14 protein-coding genes are annotated in these 13,834 nt (G+C 44.0%); 9 read left to right on the forward strand and 5 right to left on the reverse strand.

Annotation, left to right across the window (positions count from 1 at the left end; genetic code table 11):
• Positions 1 to 111: 111 nt before the first annotated feature.
• Together ykgO and AB4513_RS03205 are read right to left on the reverse strand one after the other, a co-directional pair.
• On the reverse strand, positions 112 to 237 hold the full coding sequence (gene ykgO / locus AB4513_RS03200; protein ID WP_009847431.1) for a type B 50S ribosomal protein L36: 126 nt from the start codon (positions 235 to 237) through the stop codon (positions 112 to 114).
• A 1-nt stretch (position 238) separates the two neighbouring features.
• A complete protein-coding gene (locus AB4513_RS03205) occupies positions 239 to 499 on the reverse strand; it encodes a type B 50S ribosomal protein L31 (RefSeq protein WP_009847432.1) in 261 nt (86 codons plus the stop codon).
• A gap of 124 nt (positions 500 to 623) precedes the next feature.
• Between AB4513_RS03205 and tsaA the strand changes: the two genes are divergently transcribed.
• From tsaA to AB4513_RS03235, 6 genes are all read left to right on the forward strand, one after another.
• Positions 624 to 1,319 (forward strand): tRNA (N6-threonylcarbamoyladenosine(37)-N6)-methyltransferase TrmO, encoded by a 696-nt coding sequence (gene tsaA, locus AB4513_RS03210; RefSeq protein ID WP_009847433.1) that lies wholly within the window; start codon positions 624 to 626, stop codon positions 1,317 to 1,319.
• Positions 1,320 to 1,420: 101 nt separating this feature from the next.
• Complete coding sequence (locus tag AB4513_RS03215; protein ID WP_102257775.1) at positions 1,421 to 3,136, forward strand: proline--tRNA ligase; 1,716 nt, start codon at positions 1,421 to 1,423, stop codon at positions 3,134 to 3,136.
• Positions 3,137 to 3,324: 188 nt separating this feature from the next.
• Positions 3,325 to 4,014 (forward strand): tellurite resistance TerB family protein, encoded by a 690-nt coding sequence (locus AB4513_RS03220; RefSeq protein WP_009847435.1) that lies wholly within the window; start codon positions 3,325 to 3,327, stop codon positions 4,012 to 4,014.
• 187 nt (positions 4,015 to 4,201) lie between these two features.
• Positions 4,202 to 4,405 carry a YaeP family protein gene (locus AB4513_RS03225; protein ID WP_009847436.1) on the forward strand — a complete coding sequence of 68 codons (204 nt, stop codon included), beginning with the start codon at positions 4,202 to 4,204 and terminating at the stop codon, positions 4,403 to 4,405.
• 1 nt (position 4,406) lies between these two features.
• Positions 4,407 to 4,598 (forward strand): DUF4250 domain-containing protein, encoded by a 192-nt coding sequence (locus AB4513_RS03230; protein ID WP_009847437.1) that lies wholly within the window; start codon positions 4,407 to 4,409, stop codon positions 4,596 to 4,598.
• 226 nt (positions 4,599 to 4,824) lie between these two features.
• The gene (locus tag AB4513_RS03235; protein ID WP_009847438.1) at positions 4,825 to 5,151 is read left to right on the forward strand and encodes a hypothetical protein; all 327 of its coding nucleotides are present in this window, start codon (positions 4,825 to 4,827) and stop codon (positions 5,149 to 5,151) included.
• A gap of 346 nt (positions 5,152 to 5,497) precedes the next feature.
• Here AB4513_RS03235 and glyA read toward each other — a convergent pair whose 3' ends face one another.
• Complete coding sequence (glyA, locus tag AB4513_RS03240) at positions 5,498 to 6,748, reverse strand: serine hydroxymethyltransferase (protein ID WP_009847439.1); 1,251 nt, start codon at positions 6,746 to 6,748, stop codon at positions 5,498 to 5,500.
• Positions 6,749 to 7,095: 347 nt separating this feature from the next.
• On the opposite strand from glyA, the gene AB4513_RS03245 reads away from it, so the two are divergent.
• The 3 genes from AB4513_RS03245 (at position 7,096) to AB4513_RS03255 (ending at position 10,357) form a co-directional block, all read left to right on the forward strand.
• Positions 7,096 to 7,698, forward strand: a complete 603-nt coding sequence (locus AB4513_RS03245; RefSeq protein ID WP_009847440.1) for a YitT family protein — start codon at positions 7,096 to 7,098, stop codon at positions 7,696 to 7,698.
• Between the two features lie 82 nt (positions 7,699 to 7,780).
• A complete protein-coding gene (locus AB4513_RS03250) occupies positions 7,781 to 9,346 on the forward strand; it encodes a winged helix-turn-helix domain-containing protein (RefSeq protein ID WP_009847441.1) in 1,566 nt (521 codons plus the stop codon).
• A 102-nt stretch (positions 9,347 to 9,448) separates the two neighbouring features.
• Positions 9,449 to 10,357, forward strand: coding sequence for a hypothetical protein (locus tag AB4513_RS03255; RefSeq protein ID WP_009847442.1), 909 nt, complete (start codon positions 9,449 to 9,451; stop codon positions 10,355 to 10,357).
• A gap of 141 nt (positions 10,358 to 10,498) precedes the next feature.
• Here the strand turns inward: AB4513_RS03255 and treC are convergent, their stop codons facing one another.
• On the reverse strand, positions 10,499 to 12,184 hold the full coding sequence (gene treC, locus AB4513_RS03260; RefSeq protein WP_009847443.1) for an alpha,alpha-phosphotrehalase: 1,686 nt from the start codon (positions 12,182 to 12,184) through the stop codon (positions 10,499 to 10,501).
• Between the two features lie 138 nt (positions 12,185 to 12,322).
• Positions 12,323 to 13,747 (reverse strand): PTS trehalose transporter subunit IIBC, encoded by a 1,425-nt coding sequence (gene treB / locus AB4513_RS03265; protein ID WP_009847444.1) that lies wholly within the window; start codon positions 13,745 to 13,747, stop codon positions 12,323 to 12,325.
• Between the last annotated feature and the right edge of the window lie 87 nt (positions 13,748 to 13,834).

A 13,834-nucleotide genomic window follows, 5' to 3' on the forward strand; every position in this document is an offset into this window, starting at 1 on the left:
TGAGCACATACTCTCCTGCAAAGTTCCTCTCGAAGGAAAAGAAAAACAGACAAATGAATGAAGTTTGACTTTCCCCTCGTTTTTACACTCATGTCACATCAAATTGACTGACTATTTTTGAACCGCTTTGAATCTCGGGTTGGATTTACAGATGACATAGAGACGACCTCTACGCTTTACTATTTGGCAATCTGGGTGACGGCTTTTCGCACTTTTCAGTGATTTCACAACTTTCATTCTATTTAGCTCCCTTACCTAATTGACCAAAACGACGAGTGAAGTTCGCAACGCGTCCCTCTTTATGTAGCACTCGCTGTTTACCCGTATAGAAAGGATGCGACTTTGACGACACCTCAATCGTGAAGTAAGGATAAGTATTTCCGTCTTCCCATTCGATAGTGCGATCTGTTTTCAATGTTGATCCGATTAAGAAGTACTCATCGACACTGGTGTCATGAAAAACCACGGGGCGGTAATCAGGGTGGATATTCGGTTTCATTGTATTTCCCTTAAATAACTAACTTGATATGTTATAACATATCAAATGATAATTATTATCAAAAGAAAAACAAGTGATTTTATGATATTTTTCCGTCTTAACTGAAACCAGAGAACACCTTGCTATGTACACCATTGAACCTGTTGGCTTTATTGAGTCTCCTTATAAAGAGAAGTTCGCTGTGCCAAGACAGCCTAGGTTAGTACCCACTTCTACCTCAAGAGTCAGGCTAGTTGAAGCAGCGAACTGCCTTGAGTCTGTTCGTGATATTGAACAATTTAGTCATGTGTGGTTGTTGTTTTTGTTCGATAAGAACCTTGAAGCAGGATGGAAACCAACCGTGAGGCCACCTCGCCTTGGCGGGAACGAACGTATTGGTGTATTCGCGTCTCGTGCCACATTCAGACCGAATGGAGTGGGTATGTCCGCGGTTGAGCTCAAAGGTGTATCTCAAGAAAAGGGACAAACTTGGTTGGACTTGGGCAGTGTTGATCTCGTTGACGGCACACCGATCATCGACATCAAACCTTATATCCCCTACTCGGATTCAATTCCCGATGCACTAGGAGGGTTTGCCGCCGATGAACCTGAAGTGCTAGATGTGAACTTCTCGCAGCAAGCCCAAAGTAAGCTCGCAAACCACCCACAAGCACGCCATATCATTCAGGTGATCAAAGAAGTATTAGGCCAAGATCCTCGCCCTGCCTATAAGAAAGGTAAGCCTGACAATAAGGAATATGCGGTAAATTTGTTCGATCTTAACGTGAAATTCGTGGTTGAAACGCTTTTCATCAATGTAACTGACATTGAACGCTTTTGAGATCCCAAATAGGCTGATATTATATGCGGCTATATCAGATTTGCTGTGGTTACGAACGACAGCAAGTTTTCTTTTATCAATGATGAAACGGATACCATAGAATGCGTACCAGTAACTACCTTCTTTCTACTCTGAAAGAGACTCCAAACGACGCAGAAGTTATCAGCCACCAGCTGATGCTACGTGCAGGTATGATCCGTAAGCTAGCTTCAGGTTTATATACTTGGCTACCTACTGGTCTACGTGTACTGCGTAAAGTCGAAAATATCGTTCGCCAAGAGATCGATAATGCAGGTGCCGTTGAAATCTTGATGCCCGTAGTTCAACCGTTTGAGCTTTGGGAAGAGACTGGCCGTTCTGAAAAGATGGGTCCTGAGCTACTTCGTTTCACAGACCGTCATTCTCGTCCATTTGTTCTTAGCCCAACAGCAGAAGAAGTGGTAACGAGCCTAGTACGTAACGAGATCAGCTCTTACAAACAGCTACCTCTAAACCTGTACCAAATCCAGACTAAATTCCGTGATGAACGCCGCCCTCGTTTTGGCGTAATGCGTGCTCGTGAATTCTCTATGATGGATGCGTACAGCTTTGATATCGATAAAGAAGGCTTAGAAAAGTCTTACCAAGCGATGCACGATGCTTACTGTAAAGCATTTGACCGCATGGGCCTTGAGTACCGTCCAGTATTAGCAGACTCTGGCGCAATCGGTGGCAGCGGCTCTCAAGAATTCCACGTTCTTGCTGAAAGCGGCGAAGACCTAATCGCATTCTCTTCAGAATCTGATTACGCAGCGAACATCGAGAAAGCAGAAGCACTAGCTCCAACGACTGAAGCGGCAGCGCCAACTCAAGAGATGGAACTGGTTGATACGCCAAACGCAAAAACAATCGCAGAACTTGTAGAGCAACACGGTTTAGCAATCGAGAAGACAGTTAAGACTCTATTCGTTAAAGCTTCTGATGAAGTAAATGCAGACATCATCGCGCTAATCATCCGTGGTGACCACGAGCTTAACGAAGTGAAAGCAGAGAACCTTCCACAGGTTGCTACTCCACTAGAGATGGCTTCTGAAGAAGAAATCCGTGCACTTGTTGGTGCAGGTCCTGGTTCACTTGGCCCTGTTGGTCTAGAGCTACCATTCATCGTTGACCGCTCTGTTGCTGTAATGAGCGACTTCGGTGCTGGTGCAAACGTAGACGGTAAGCACTACTTCGGTATTAACTGGGGTCGTGACGTTGAGCTTGCTCAAGTTGAAGACCTACGTAACGTAGTTGAAGGCGACCTTAGCCCATGTGGTCAAGGTACCATCCAACTTAAGCGCGGTATAGAAGTTGGTCACATCTTCCAACTAGGTAATACTTACTCTAAAGCAATGAACTGTAACGTGCTTGGTCCTGATGGTAAGAGCGTAATCCTAGAAATGGGTTGTTACGGTATCGGTGTTTCACGTGTTGTTGCATCTGCTATCGAGCAAAACCACGATAAATTCGGTATCACTTGGCCAGACGCACTAGCACCATTCCAAGTTGCTATCGTACCAATGAACATGCACAAATCTGAGCGCGTTAAAGAAGCCGCTGAGAAGCTATACGCTGAATTAACGGCTATGGGAATCGAAGTACTATTTGATGACCGTAAAGAGCGCCCAGGTGTTATGTTTAAAGATATCGAGCTAGTGGGTATCCCTCACACTATCGTCATCGGTGATCGCAGCATGGACGAAGGTAACTTCGAATACAAAAACCGTCGTACTGGTGATAAAGAAGCAATCGCTATGGACACGGTTATCGAGCACCTTACAGCTCAACTAGCTTAGTAATCCGATTACTCGCTAGATATACATTGAAAGGCTGCCATTAGGTGGCCTTTTTTGTGCCTGTCGTTTCTCTTCAAACTCCCTTCTATTTATCACCAGAGTAAATAACGTAAGTTAATCCCCTGTTCATCTTTAAATCCGTATATTGGTTCATCAACTCTTTAGACACGATTACATTGGAGGTATCGATGGATATCAAAAGCTTACTTAACCAAGCACTTAAGTCAGATCTCGTAAAACAAGGTACTCAGAAGCTTTCCCAAGGCTCTTCAAGTTTAAGTGGCCTAACTCAAGGCGGCAGTGGTAAGAATATCAACAAAAGCACGCTCGGAGCCTTCGGCGCTGGCGCAGTGGGCGGCGGACTCTTAGGTGCGTTAATGGGCTCTAAGAAAACCAATAAAATGGGTAAGAAAGCCGCTGGTATTGGTGGCGCTGCGGCACTTGGCGCACTCGCTTACAAGGTCTATAACGACTATCAGTCTAAACAAGGCCAAGCACCGAATTCCGAACAAGCTCAATTTGATGAGACCGATTCAAACCATAGCGTACTGATTCTAAGATCAATGATTGCTGCGTCCAAAGCTGACGGGCATGTTGATGAAGAAGAGATGGCTAAGATTGAACAAGCCGTCGAGAACATGGGCGCCGATTATCAGCTGACTAAATTGGTGTCTGAAGAATTGCACAAGCCACTCGATCCAAGCGAAATTGCTCAATTAGCAACGTCACCTCAACAAGCGAGTGAGATCTACTTAGCCTCTTTGATTGTAGCGGATGAGCAGAACTTTATGGAGAAGGCTTACCTCAAAGAGTTAGCAAAGCAGCTCAACTTAGCTGATGAGGTCACTTATCAGCTTGAACAGCAGATCTCTAGTTAAGCGGTAATTATCAGGCGAATCAGTAAATATCACGCTAAGTAACAAGTTAGCAAAGTGATACATTGAGCATCAACAGAATGAGATATTGAGCAAGAACAAACTAACTCGGAACTTAGTCAGATCCACTTTGTTTTTGCTTATCTCTATGTGTATATTGAGATCAGTTATCATTTGGTTAGGTATAAAAATGAAAGTATACGATTGTTGTGATTTGGTGCGTGAACTGTATTCTCAAATTGGCAGTGGCGACCAAGGCTATATCCCTAAAGCGATCACCTGCGCGGTAAAAACATTGAACGACCTTGCTGCAGATGAATCTCTTCCTAAAGAAGCAAGAGATCGTGCTGCATTTGCCGCAGCGAATCTACTGATCTCAGATTTCGAGGACTAATATGAACCTCGCTAACTTTGAAAAGATGGATCCTGTGATGTTGATGAGCATCGTCAACATGAAACTGCGTGACGATTTCGGCGGTGACTTGGATCGAGTAGTCAACTTCTATGAAATCGACAAAGCGGCATTGACTGCAAAACTTGCGTCTGCCGGTTTTGAGTTTCTTCCTGAAGCAAAACAGTTTCGATAATCATTTAGAACAAACTTAAATTTTAAAGACCAACCTCTGTGTTGGTCTTTTTGTTTCTAGGGCAGGCTAAACACGAATAAACTTATTATAAATTATCTGTTTGTACCTATACTTTTATATCCTAGAGTCAGCCAACACTCCTTGAATCAAAGCGTGTTGTTGTATAGGCTACTCCAAACAGCATATAAAACTCATCACCAAATTCGATGATATCGAAGGACTAACAATGAAAAGACTCGGACTTTTAGCCGTTATCGCAGCCGTATTTACCGCAGGTTGTGCTTCAAATACTCAACAAGACAACTTCCGTGAAGCCTCTTTTGAGCTGTGTAATACTGAAGTCGATATCTACTCTGTAAGCCATGATGAAAGAGTACGTATCGTCTGCTCTGACGGCTCTAAATTTGCCTTAAACAGTGAAGATACGCTAGAAATTATGCGCGATATCAACATCGACTATTGTGATGGCGAAGGCTTAGGTAAATTCAACGAAAGCCGTCACTACTACTCTTTCAAGTGTAAGTCAGGCACCCTACTTAGCATTAAAAAGTAGAAGCTACACAAGAAAGCGATAAAGCAATAAAGGGTTGATGTGAAAGCATTAACCCTTTTTAGTACCTGCCTTTCTGTATTCTCAGATAACCTAAATCTCATACCTACAGATACAAAAAAGGCCCCAATACAGGAGCCCTTCAAATCGTATGTTTCAATCAAATAGATTTAGTTCAAGGAAAAGGCACGGAGTTTTCAGCACCTTTCCCTAAAACAAAAAGGGACTCAATGAGCCCCTTTAAAAGTACTTTTCAAAGTAGTCGTTTGAAATTCTAGGAGAGCACGCGGAGCTTACGGATGTAAGTGAGCATGCTCGACAACGAAGTTCAAATTACTACGCAGAAAAATTATGCGTAAACAGGTAGACGCTTACAGATATTTAGTACTTTCGCTTTAGTTGCTTCGATAACAGACTCATCACCCATGTTATCTAGGATGTCACACATCCAACCTGCTAGCTCTTTCGCGTCTGCTTCTGAGAAACCGCGACGAGTGATAGAAGGAGAACCGATACGGATACCAGAAGTAACGAACGGGCTACGTGGATCGTTTGGTACTGAGTTCTTGTTAACTGTGATGTTAGCTGAACCCAGTGCTGCATCTGCTTCTTTACCTGTGATGTCTTTGTCGATTAGATCAACTAGGAACAGGTGGTTCTCTGTAGAACCTGAAACGATGTTGTAACCGCGAGCTAGGAATTCAGCAACCATTGCTTTTGCGTTAGCCACTACGCGAGCTTGGTATTCTTTAAACTCTGGTTCTAGAGCTTCTTTGAACGCTACTGCTTTACCAGCGATAACGTGCATTAGAGGGCCACCTTGGCCACCTGGGAATACTGCTGAGTTTAGTTTCTTGTAAAGATCTTCGCCTTCGTTAGAAAGGATAAGACCACCACGAGGACCAGCAAGCGTTTTGTGCGTTGTTGTTGTAACAACGTGAGCGTGTGGAACTGGGTTAGGGTAAACACCTGCAGCGATAAGGCCAGCAACGTGCGCCATATCTACGAAGAAGTAAGCACCTACTTTGTCAGCGATTTCACGCATGCGCGCCCAATCACAAACTTGAGAGTAAGCTGAGAAACCACCGATGATCATCTTAGGTTTGTGCTCGATAGCTAGCGCTTCCATCTCTTCGTAATCGATTTGACCTGCTTCATCGATACCGTAAGGGATGATGTTGTAAAGCTTACCAGAGAAGTTTACTGGAGAACCGTGAGTTAGGTGACCACCGTGCGCTAGGCTCATACCTAGAACAGTATCGCCAGCATTCAGTAGTGCCATGTATACAGCGTTGTTTGCTTGAGAACCTGAGTGAGGTTGTACGTTCGCGTATTGAGCGCCAAACAGTTCACATGCACGTTCGATTGCTAGAGTTTCAACTTTATCTACGAACTCACAACCACCGTAGTAACGCTTACCAGGGTAGCCTTCAGCGTATTTGTTTGTAAGTTGAGAACCTTGAGCTTCCATTACACGTGGGCTTGTGTAGTTTTCTGAAGCGATAAGTTCGATGTGCTCTTCCTGACGAAGAGTTTCTTCTTGGATAGCTGCGAATAGGTCCGCATCGTAATCAGCAATGTTCATGTCACGCTTAAGCATCTGTATCTCCTGACTCAGATTGTACTGAAAGTTTCAAAAAAACCACACAACGACCGAAAGCAAACGTTTCCGTCACCGTTTTGATGTGACGCATTCTACATAATTTGATCTAGGTCATAAAGAGCTAATTGCAATTTTATCATGCAGTTTTTTCATAATCACAAATAAGATTCATCATGGTTATTGAGCTTATCCAACCAAAGATGACGCTTACTGTCAATTTTACGCTTTACACCCTGTAAAACGCAGATTACATAGGTTTACCTTAATTTTGCACCTCAAGCTACCGAAAGCTAAGGTTTTTCTCTACTATGCACGCCTTTATTGGTTAGGTAATTATAAAAACGATGGAAAAACACTCACGTAAAGAAGATTGGGTAGCCATTCTTACTGGCACGTTTTTAGTGGCGTTAGGCGTCTTCTTTTTACAGTCAGCAAATCTGCTTACCGGTGGTACTACTGGCTTGGCTCTGCTTTTGAGTCAATTCTTACCTGTAACCTTTGGTATTTTGTACTTTGTTGCCAACTGTCCATTCTATTTATTAGCTTGGAAACGATTTGGTCGTCACTTCGCAATAAGCAGTGCCATCTCTGGATTTTTAGTGTCTGTATTTGCCGACCATTTATACTTGGTGATTTCGTTAGACGTTCATAATGAAATTTACTGTGCAGTCGCTGGCGGCTTATTAATGGGCTTAGGCATGTTGATCTTGTTCCGTCATCGCTCGAGCTTGGGTGGCTTCAACGTATTGTGTCTGTTCATTCAAGATCGCTACGGTATCTCAGTAGGCAAAACCCAAATGGCCATTGATGCCTGTATTCTGTTTGCATCCTTCTTCTTTGTATCACCTTGGGTGATTGCCGTATCTGTATTAGGCACCGCAGTATTGAACATCGTATTGGCAATGAACCACAAACCAACTCGCTACTCGGTGAATTACGCGTCTTAATACCAATTCCCCTATGAATTACTAGCTGTTTTTAATAACAAAAACAGCTAGAATTTAGGTTTTATAAACCGTCGCCTTTTCTATGCAAGATTACCTCTCTAGCGCCAAAGACCAACAAGCCTCTATTTATATTGAAGGTTTGGAATTCAACCCCAACACACGAGTCTTTAGCTGCGACGAGCAGGTCATTGATTTAGAACCTCGTTCTATCGAGCTCTTAGAGTTATTTCTTACCAGCGTTGGTCAGCCGCTCTCTGCCGAGTACATTATTGAATCTATATGGCAAAGTAGCTTCATTTCCAAAAATGTTCTGACAAACCGAATCAGTACCTTACGTTCAATACTTCAAAAACATTTGCCTAATAGCGATGCGACCAAAATACTGGTGACTTACCCGCGCAAGGGCTACTTCCTTAACCCTAGCTCGGTTAGCTTTTCCACGGTTCCCCCTGAAACCGCAGCGGATGATGCCACAATAGAACCTCCAACCAGACAAAAAGGATTTGCCTCCAATCCAGTTAACCCCTGGCTTGTTGTAGTGTCTTTGGCTTTGCTGATCAGCACTGCGGTAATGGGTTATATGCTTTGGCAATCTTCGACTCGAGCCTCCGAAGTTGAACGCGACCAACGATTGATTCCTAAGGTCGAACTCCTCCTGAATCGATTGGATGCCATTGGTGATAATTCCAGAAAATACCGAAAAGTCGTAAAAGCATTATTACTTCAACAGCAGATTGAATACGCCTACACCGATCTTGCTAACCAAGATGCGCCAAGCTACTTCCTTGACCCTATTGATAGCTCTCCCTTCTTTCCGGGCGCAAAGAACATGCGTACCAGTGATTACCTGCTTAACATTCAGCTCAAAGATCAAGAAGTGGACAAACGCCTTATCGCAAAGATAAGCCTGATTTACCCAAACTCAGGGAAGCTCGCATTTGGTGGTGTTTACTCTATTGATGTCAATAATATCAGCAGCAGCCTTATGGAGATCAACCGAGAGCTAGCTAACTACTTTGCACTGCCAGCACCATTACCACCAGAATGGTCAGTCGACAATGCCGAAGTCAGCGAATTGCTAAGTGGAAAAGCCATAGCGCTGGATGGCATCAAGCTCAATACCATGACGTCGACTCTGATTGCGCGTCAACTTGCGCTATTTGAAACAGATCAGAAGAAGCTCGTCGCGTTCACTAACCTTGTTCAAACTCGTTTTAACCGACTACCAGACGAACTGAAGCTGTGGCTTGGTATCATTCATTTCAAACTAAGAGACCTGCAAACCGCAAAAGAGCTTCTGACCAATACCTCAGGCAACTCTACGATCGAAAATGCGTTGGTTTATATGATGGTTTCTCACATTGCTTATAAGCAAGACAACATGGAGAAGTTCCGCCTGAACTACATGGAGTCTCTGGTTGCGTTATTAAGAGTGGTTCCATCCGAAGATCTATTCGCTCGACTATCCAAACCTGAATCAAAATCGACCTGCCTACAACCTTGGAAGAGCTTAAAGCTAAGCGTTAAAGAGCCTCTGATCATAAAGCAGTGGGAAAACTTAATGCTTAACTACTGCACCGCAGTCGGGCAACAATTCTCAAAGGAAAACAAAAAAACCTTTCAGATAAATAACTTAAATATAAATTAAGATCTTATGTGACTTCGTTTTTTGCCCTATTCACTCCTCAAACAATAGCATTCCTAAAAACATCGGGCCCACCAAGGGCTTCCAACTTTAGGAATGTTCAACATGAAAAAAACAATGACGCTGCTAGCAACCTCTCTCTTTGCTCTCTATGGTTGTGGCGGCGGAGGCGGCTCTTCTTCTGGTTCAACAGATGGTAACAAAGGTCCAAACAATCAGGTTGATTACCCTATTGAGAGCTCTGCATTTGCCCCTAAATCAGAAACAACATTAGGCTACTCATTTACCAAAGATGGTCAGACTGAAGGCGTGATGATAATGAGCTTCACACCTGTAAGCGGTGAACTCATCATTGCTGGTTTAAAAGAAGAGACAGGTAATGAAGCGGTAGTTCAAGTTATCAACGACCTAATCAATTACGGCATCACCGAATTTTATGTTTCTGAAGACATCATGACGAATGCTGAAGGTACACAAGAAGACGGCAGCATTTATTTTGCAGGCCCCGACCGTGGGTTACACGAAATCACCAACGCTTACTTCATTGGTAGCCAATACATCACAAGAATGATGTACAGCAGCCCAATGTTCCGTTTGAAAGGAACAGACGTAAAAGAGAGCAACCCGATCATTGATATCAGTGAGGAAACCGTTTCGTTACAAGTCACGTTAGATGGCGAAGCAGTCGCTAACATGCTGAATGACTTTGAAGATCACTCGTGGGTAGCAAGCCTTCCAACTGACGCCTCGTGCCGAGTCACATGGCAACAACAGATTGAAGAAACAGGTGTACGTAAGAGTTTCAAGATCTCTGATAAATTAATCGAAGCTGCGAACCTAACAGAGAAAAACACCTACAACATCAACTGTGAAGGCATGGATTCCGCAGAATTTGGCACATCATCAGAGCGCTGGTTCAACCCAAGTATCGGCTTAATTGAACATATTGAATTGATGTCTGTAGAGCAATCTACTATTGAAGAATCAGCAGCGATACTGACCTCAATTAGCTAGCCTTGACTTAGATTCACTAAACCTAAACTTGACCGCGAAACCGCAAACAATAAAAAAGGCTTTGGGGAGCACTCCAAAGCCTTTTAACAGCCGAATCCTTTAAGGGGAATAAGAATCAAGCCGATTGAAATAAAAACAAGGCTAACCTTCGATCAAGAGAATGCGAGTCTCGTAAGGTCGCAAAACTTGATGATGAGACGCCACTAAACTCTCGCTCACTTGATAATTAGACAACAAGCTCTTAGCCTTCGCCATCTCAAAACGTTCAGGTAAAACGCATTCAGCCTCTTTACCATAGTAGTTGTTAATGCACAGCAGAGTTTGTTCTTCACTCTCACGAACATACGCAAAAATGGATGGATGCTCAGGCAGTAGGTCTTGATAGCTACCATGAGTAATCACCGGCACTTCTTTACGCAATTCAATCAAACTCTTATAGAAATAGAAGACCGAGTCTTTATCTTCAAGCGCTTGCTCAGCATTGATCTCAGTGTAGTTATTCGAAACATCTAACCATGGCTGTGATAGCGAAAAGCCAGCGTAAGGCTCACTGTTCCATTGCATTGGTGTACGAGAGTTATCACGAGATTTCTGCGCTAAAATCGCCATCATATCTTCATGAGTAACACTGTCACGGTTAACCATGATATCGTACATATTGGTACTCTCTACATCACGATACTGGCTGATCTCGGTGTAACCCGGGTTAGTCATGCCAATCTCTTCACCTTGATAGATATAAGGTGTGCCTTGCATCATATGCACAGAAGCAGCCAACATTTTAGCCGATTCAACACGATATTGTTGATCGTTACCTAAGCGGCTCACGACTCTTGGTTGGTCGTGGTTACACCAGAATAGTGCGCCCCAACCTTTTCCGTTCAAGCCAGTTTGCCAGTGGTTAAAGATCGACTTGAGCTGTAAGAAATCGAAGGGAGCGTTGGTCCATTTCTCACCATTGGAGTAATCGACCTTAAGGTGGTGGAAGTTAAACACCATCGATAGCTCGCTGTTATCAACGTTTGAATACTGCTGACAATGCTCCAACGTGGTTGAAGACATCTCACCTACGGTCACGCTACCATATTTCTGGAATACCGCTTCGCTGATCTCTTTTAGATATTCGTGCACACGTGGGCCATCGGTATAGAAACGACGACCATCACCAATATCATCATTAGAGAAATCTTGCTGCTTTGAAATCAGATTAATGACATCAAGGCGGAAACCATCGACGCCCTTCTCTGCCCAGAAGCTGATAACGTCTTTTACTTCTTCGCGTACAACCGGGGTCTCCCAGTTGAGGTCGGCCTGTTCTTTCGCAAATAGATGTAAGAAATACTGACCAGTGGCTTCATCCATTTCCCATGCATTACCACCGAACTTAGACTGCCAGTTGGTTGGTGCTTGACCGTTTACTGGGTCTTTCCAGATGTAATAATCACGGTATGGGCTGTTTTTGTCACCCAGTGCAGACTGAAACCATGCATGCTCTGTTGAAGTATGGTTGACCACAATATCCATCACGATGCGAATGCCACGTTGGTGCGCTTCAGACAATAATAAGTCGAAGTCTTCCATAGTGCCGAATTGAGGGTTAATCGCGTAGTAGTCTGAGATATCGTAACCATTGTCGATCATGGGTGACGCGTAAACTGGGGTTAGCCAAATCGCATCTACACTCAAATGTTTGAGGTAATCCAGTTTCGAAATGATCCCTTTGATATCGCCAGTACCCTTACTGCCACTGTCGCAGAAGCTCTTTGGGTAGATTTGATAGATGGTCGCGGTTTTCCACCAGCTTTCATCATGTTCAGTCATCGCCATCTCTAACACTCACTTACCAGAAAATATAAAATAAAAATCACCATGCAAATCATGGTCGAATAGCCGTTATAACTGAGAGAAAAAGCTATAACTAAGAGAAAAGCGATGACTCAATTGAATCATCGCTTGTTAAATGCATTACGCGTTGGCGGTTTCTAGCTCGCCTTTCATCTGTGCTCGTTTATAGAAGAACAATGTCAGCGTTATCGGCAGTACAACCGCCACCAGCATCGCGACTAAGTAAATCGACCAATATTGAGGTTGAATCGATAAGATGCCCGGCAAGCCACCAACACCGATACCATTCGCCATCACACCTGCACTACCACAGATTGCAGCCGCTGCGGCACTGCCGATCATTGCGCTCAGCATTGGGAATTTGTATTTAAGGTTGATGCCGTACATCGCTGGTTCCGTCACACCTAAGTACGCAGAGATTGCCGCAGGTACCGAGATGTCTCGTTCGCCTTCGCGCTTACTCAAAATGATGATGCCGACAACCGCTGAAGCTTGTGCAATGTTTGATAGCGCAATCAAAGGCCAGATTGGTGTGCCACCTAAGTCTTGCATCAGTTGTAAGTCCACAGCGTTGGTTGTGTGGTGAATACCCGTAATAACCAAAGGTGCGTATAGGAAGCCAAAGACCACTGAACCAAGAACCGCGAAGTCACCTGTCATTGCCACTTTGGCAGTGAATGCCACACCATCACCCAACATACGACCGAATGGGCCAATAAAGGCGTGAGCCAGAATCACAGACAAGATGATCGAGACAAATGGCACGACAACTAGGTACAGATAAGAGGGTACAATGCGCTTAAGGTTGGTCTCAATGAAAGCCAGAGCCACGCCCGCTAACATCGCAGGGATCACCTGAGCTTGATAACCGACTTTCTCAATCACGAACAAACCAAAGTCCCACACCTCAGGTACCGATTTACCTATCATGTAAGCGTTCATCAATTGTGGGGAAACCAAGGTCACACCGAGCGTGATACCCAAAATAGGGGTTCCGCCGAGTTTCTTAACCGTTGCCCAACACACACCAACCGGTAGGAAGAAGAAGATCGCTTCGCCAATCAACCACAAGAAAGAATGAACGGTAGCCCAGAATTGGCTTATCTCAACCAAGGTTTTGCCGTCGAACATGCGAATGTCGCCAATCACATTACGGAAACCAAGAATCAAACCACCCGTAATAATGGCAGGTAGCAGTGGTACGAAAATTTCGGCTAAATGGGAGATACCACGCTCAAGGAAGTTCATGTTCTGGCGAGCCGCTAGTTTCGCCTCATCTTTTGATGATGCATCTTTACCGGTTTGCTCAATAAGAAGGGCGTACACCTCATCAACCTCGGTGCCAATAACCACTTGAAATTGACCTGCGTTAGTAAAGCAGCCTTTTACCAGCTTAAGCTTCTCCAATTCTGCTTTGTTCGCTTGTTCCGTATCATTCAATACAAAACGCAGTCGAGTCAGACAATGGCTGACACTCGCAATATTCTCTTTGCCACCGACTAACTCGATAAGACGCGCAACGTCTTGCTTCGCTATCTTACTCATACTACCCCACCCTGGTTTCATTCAATTACTCATCTAAACCATGCAGCGATAACCACTCGGATTTAGACTTATGGGAACATTCCCAAT

Origin of the sequence: Vibrio sp. 10N.222.54.E6, from assembly GCF_041473955.1 — a bacterium.
Classification (GTDB): domain Bacteria; phylum Pseudomonadota; class Gammaproteobacteria; order Enterobacterales; family Vibrionaceae; genus Vibrio; species Vibrio tasmaniensis_A.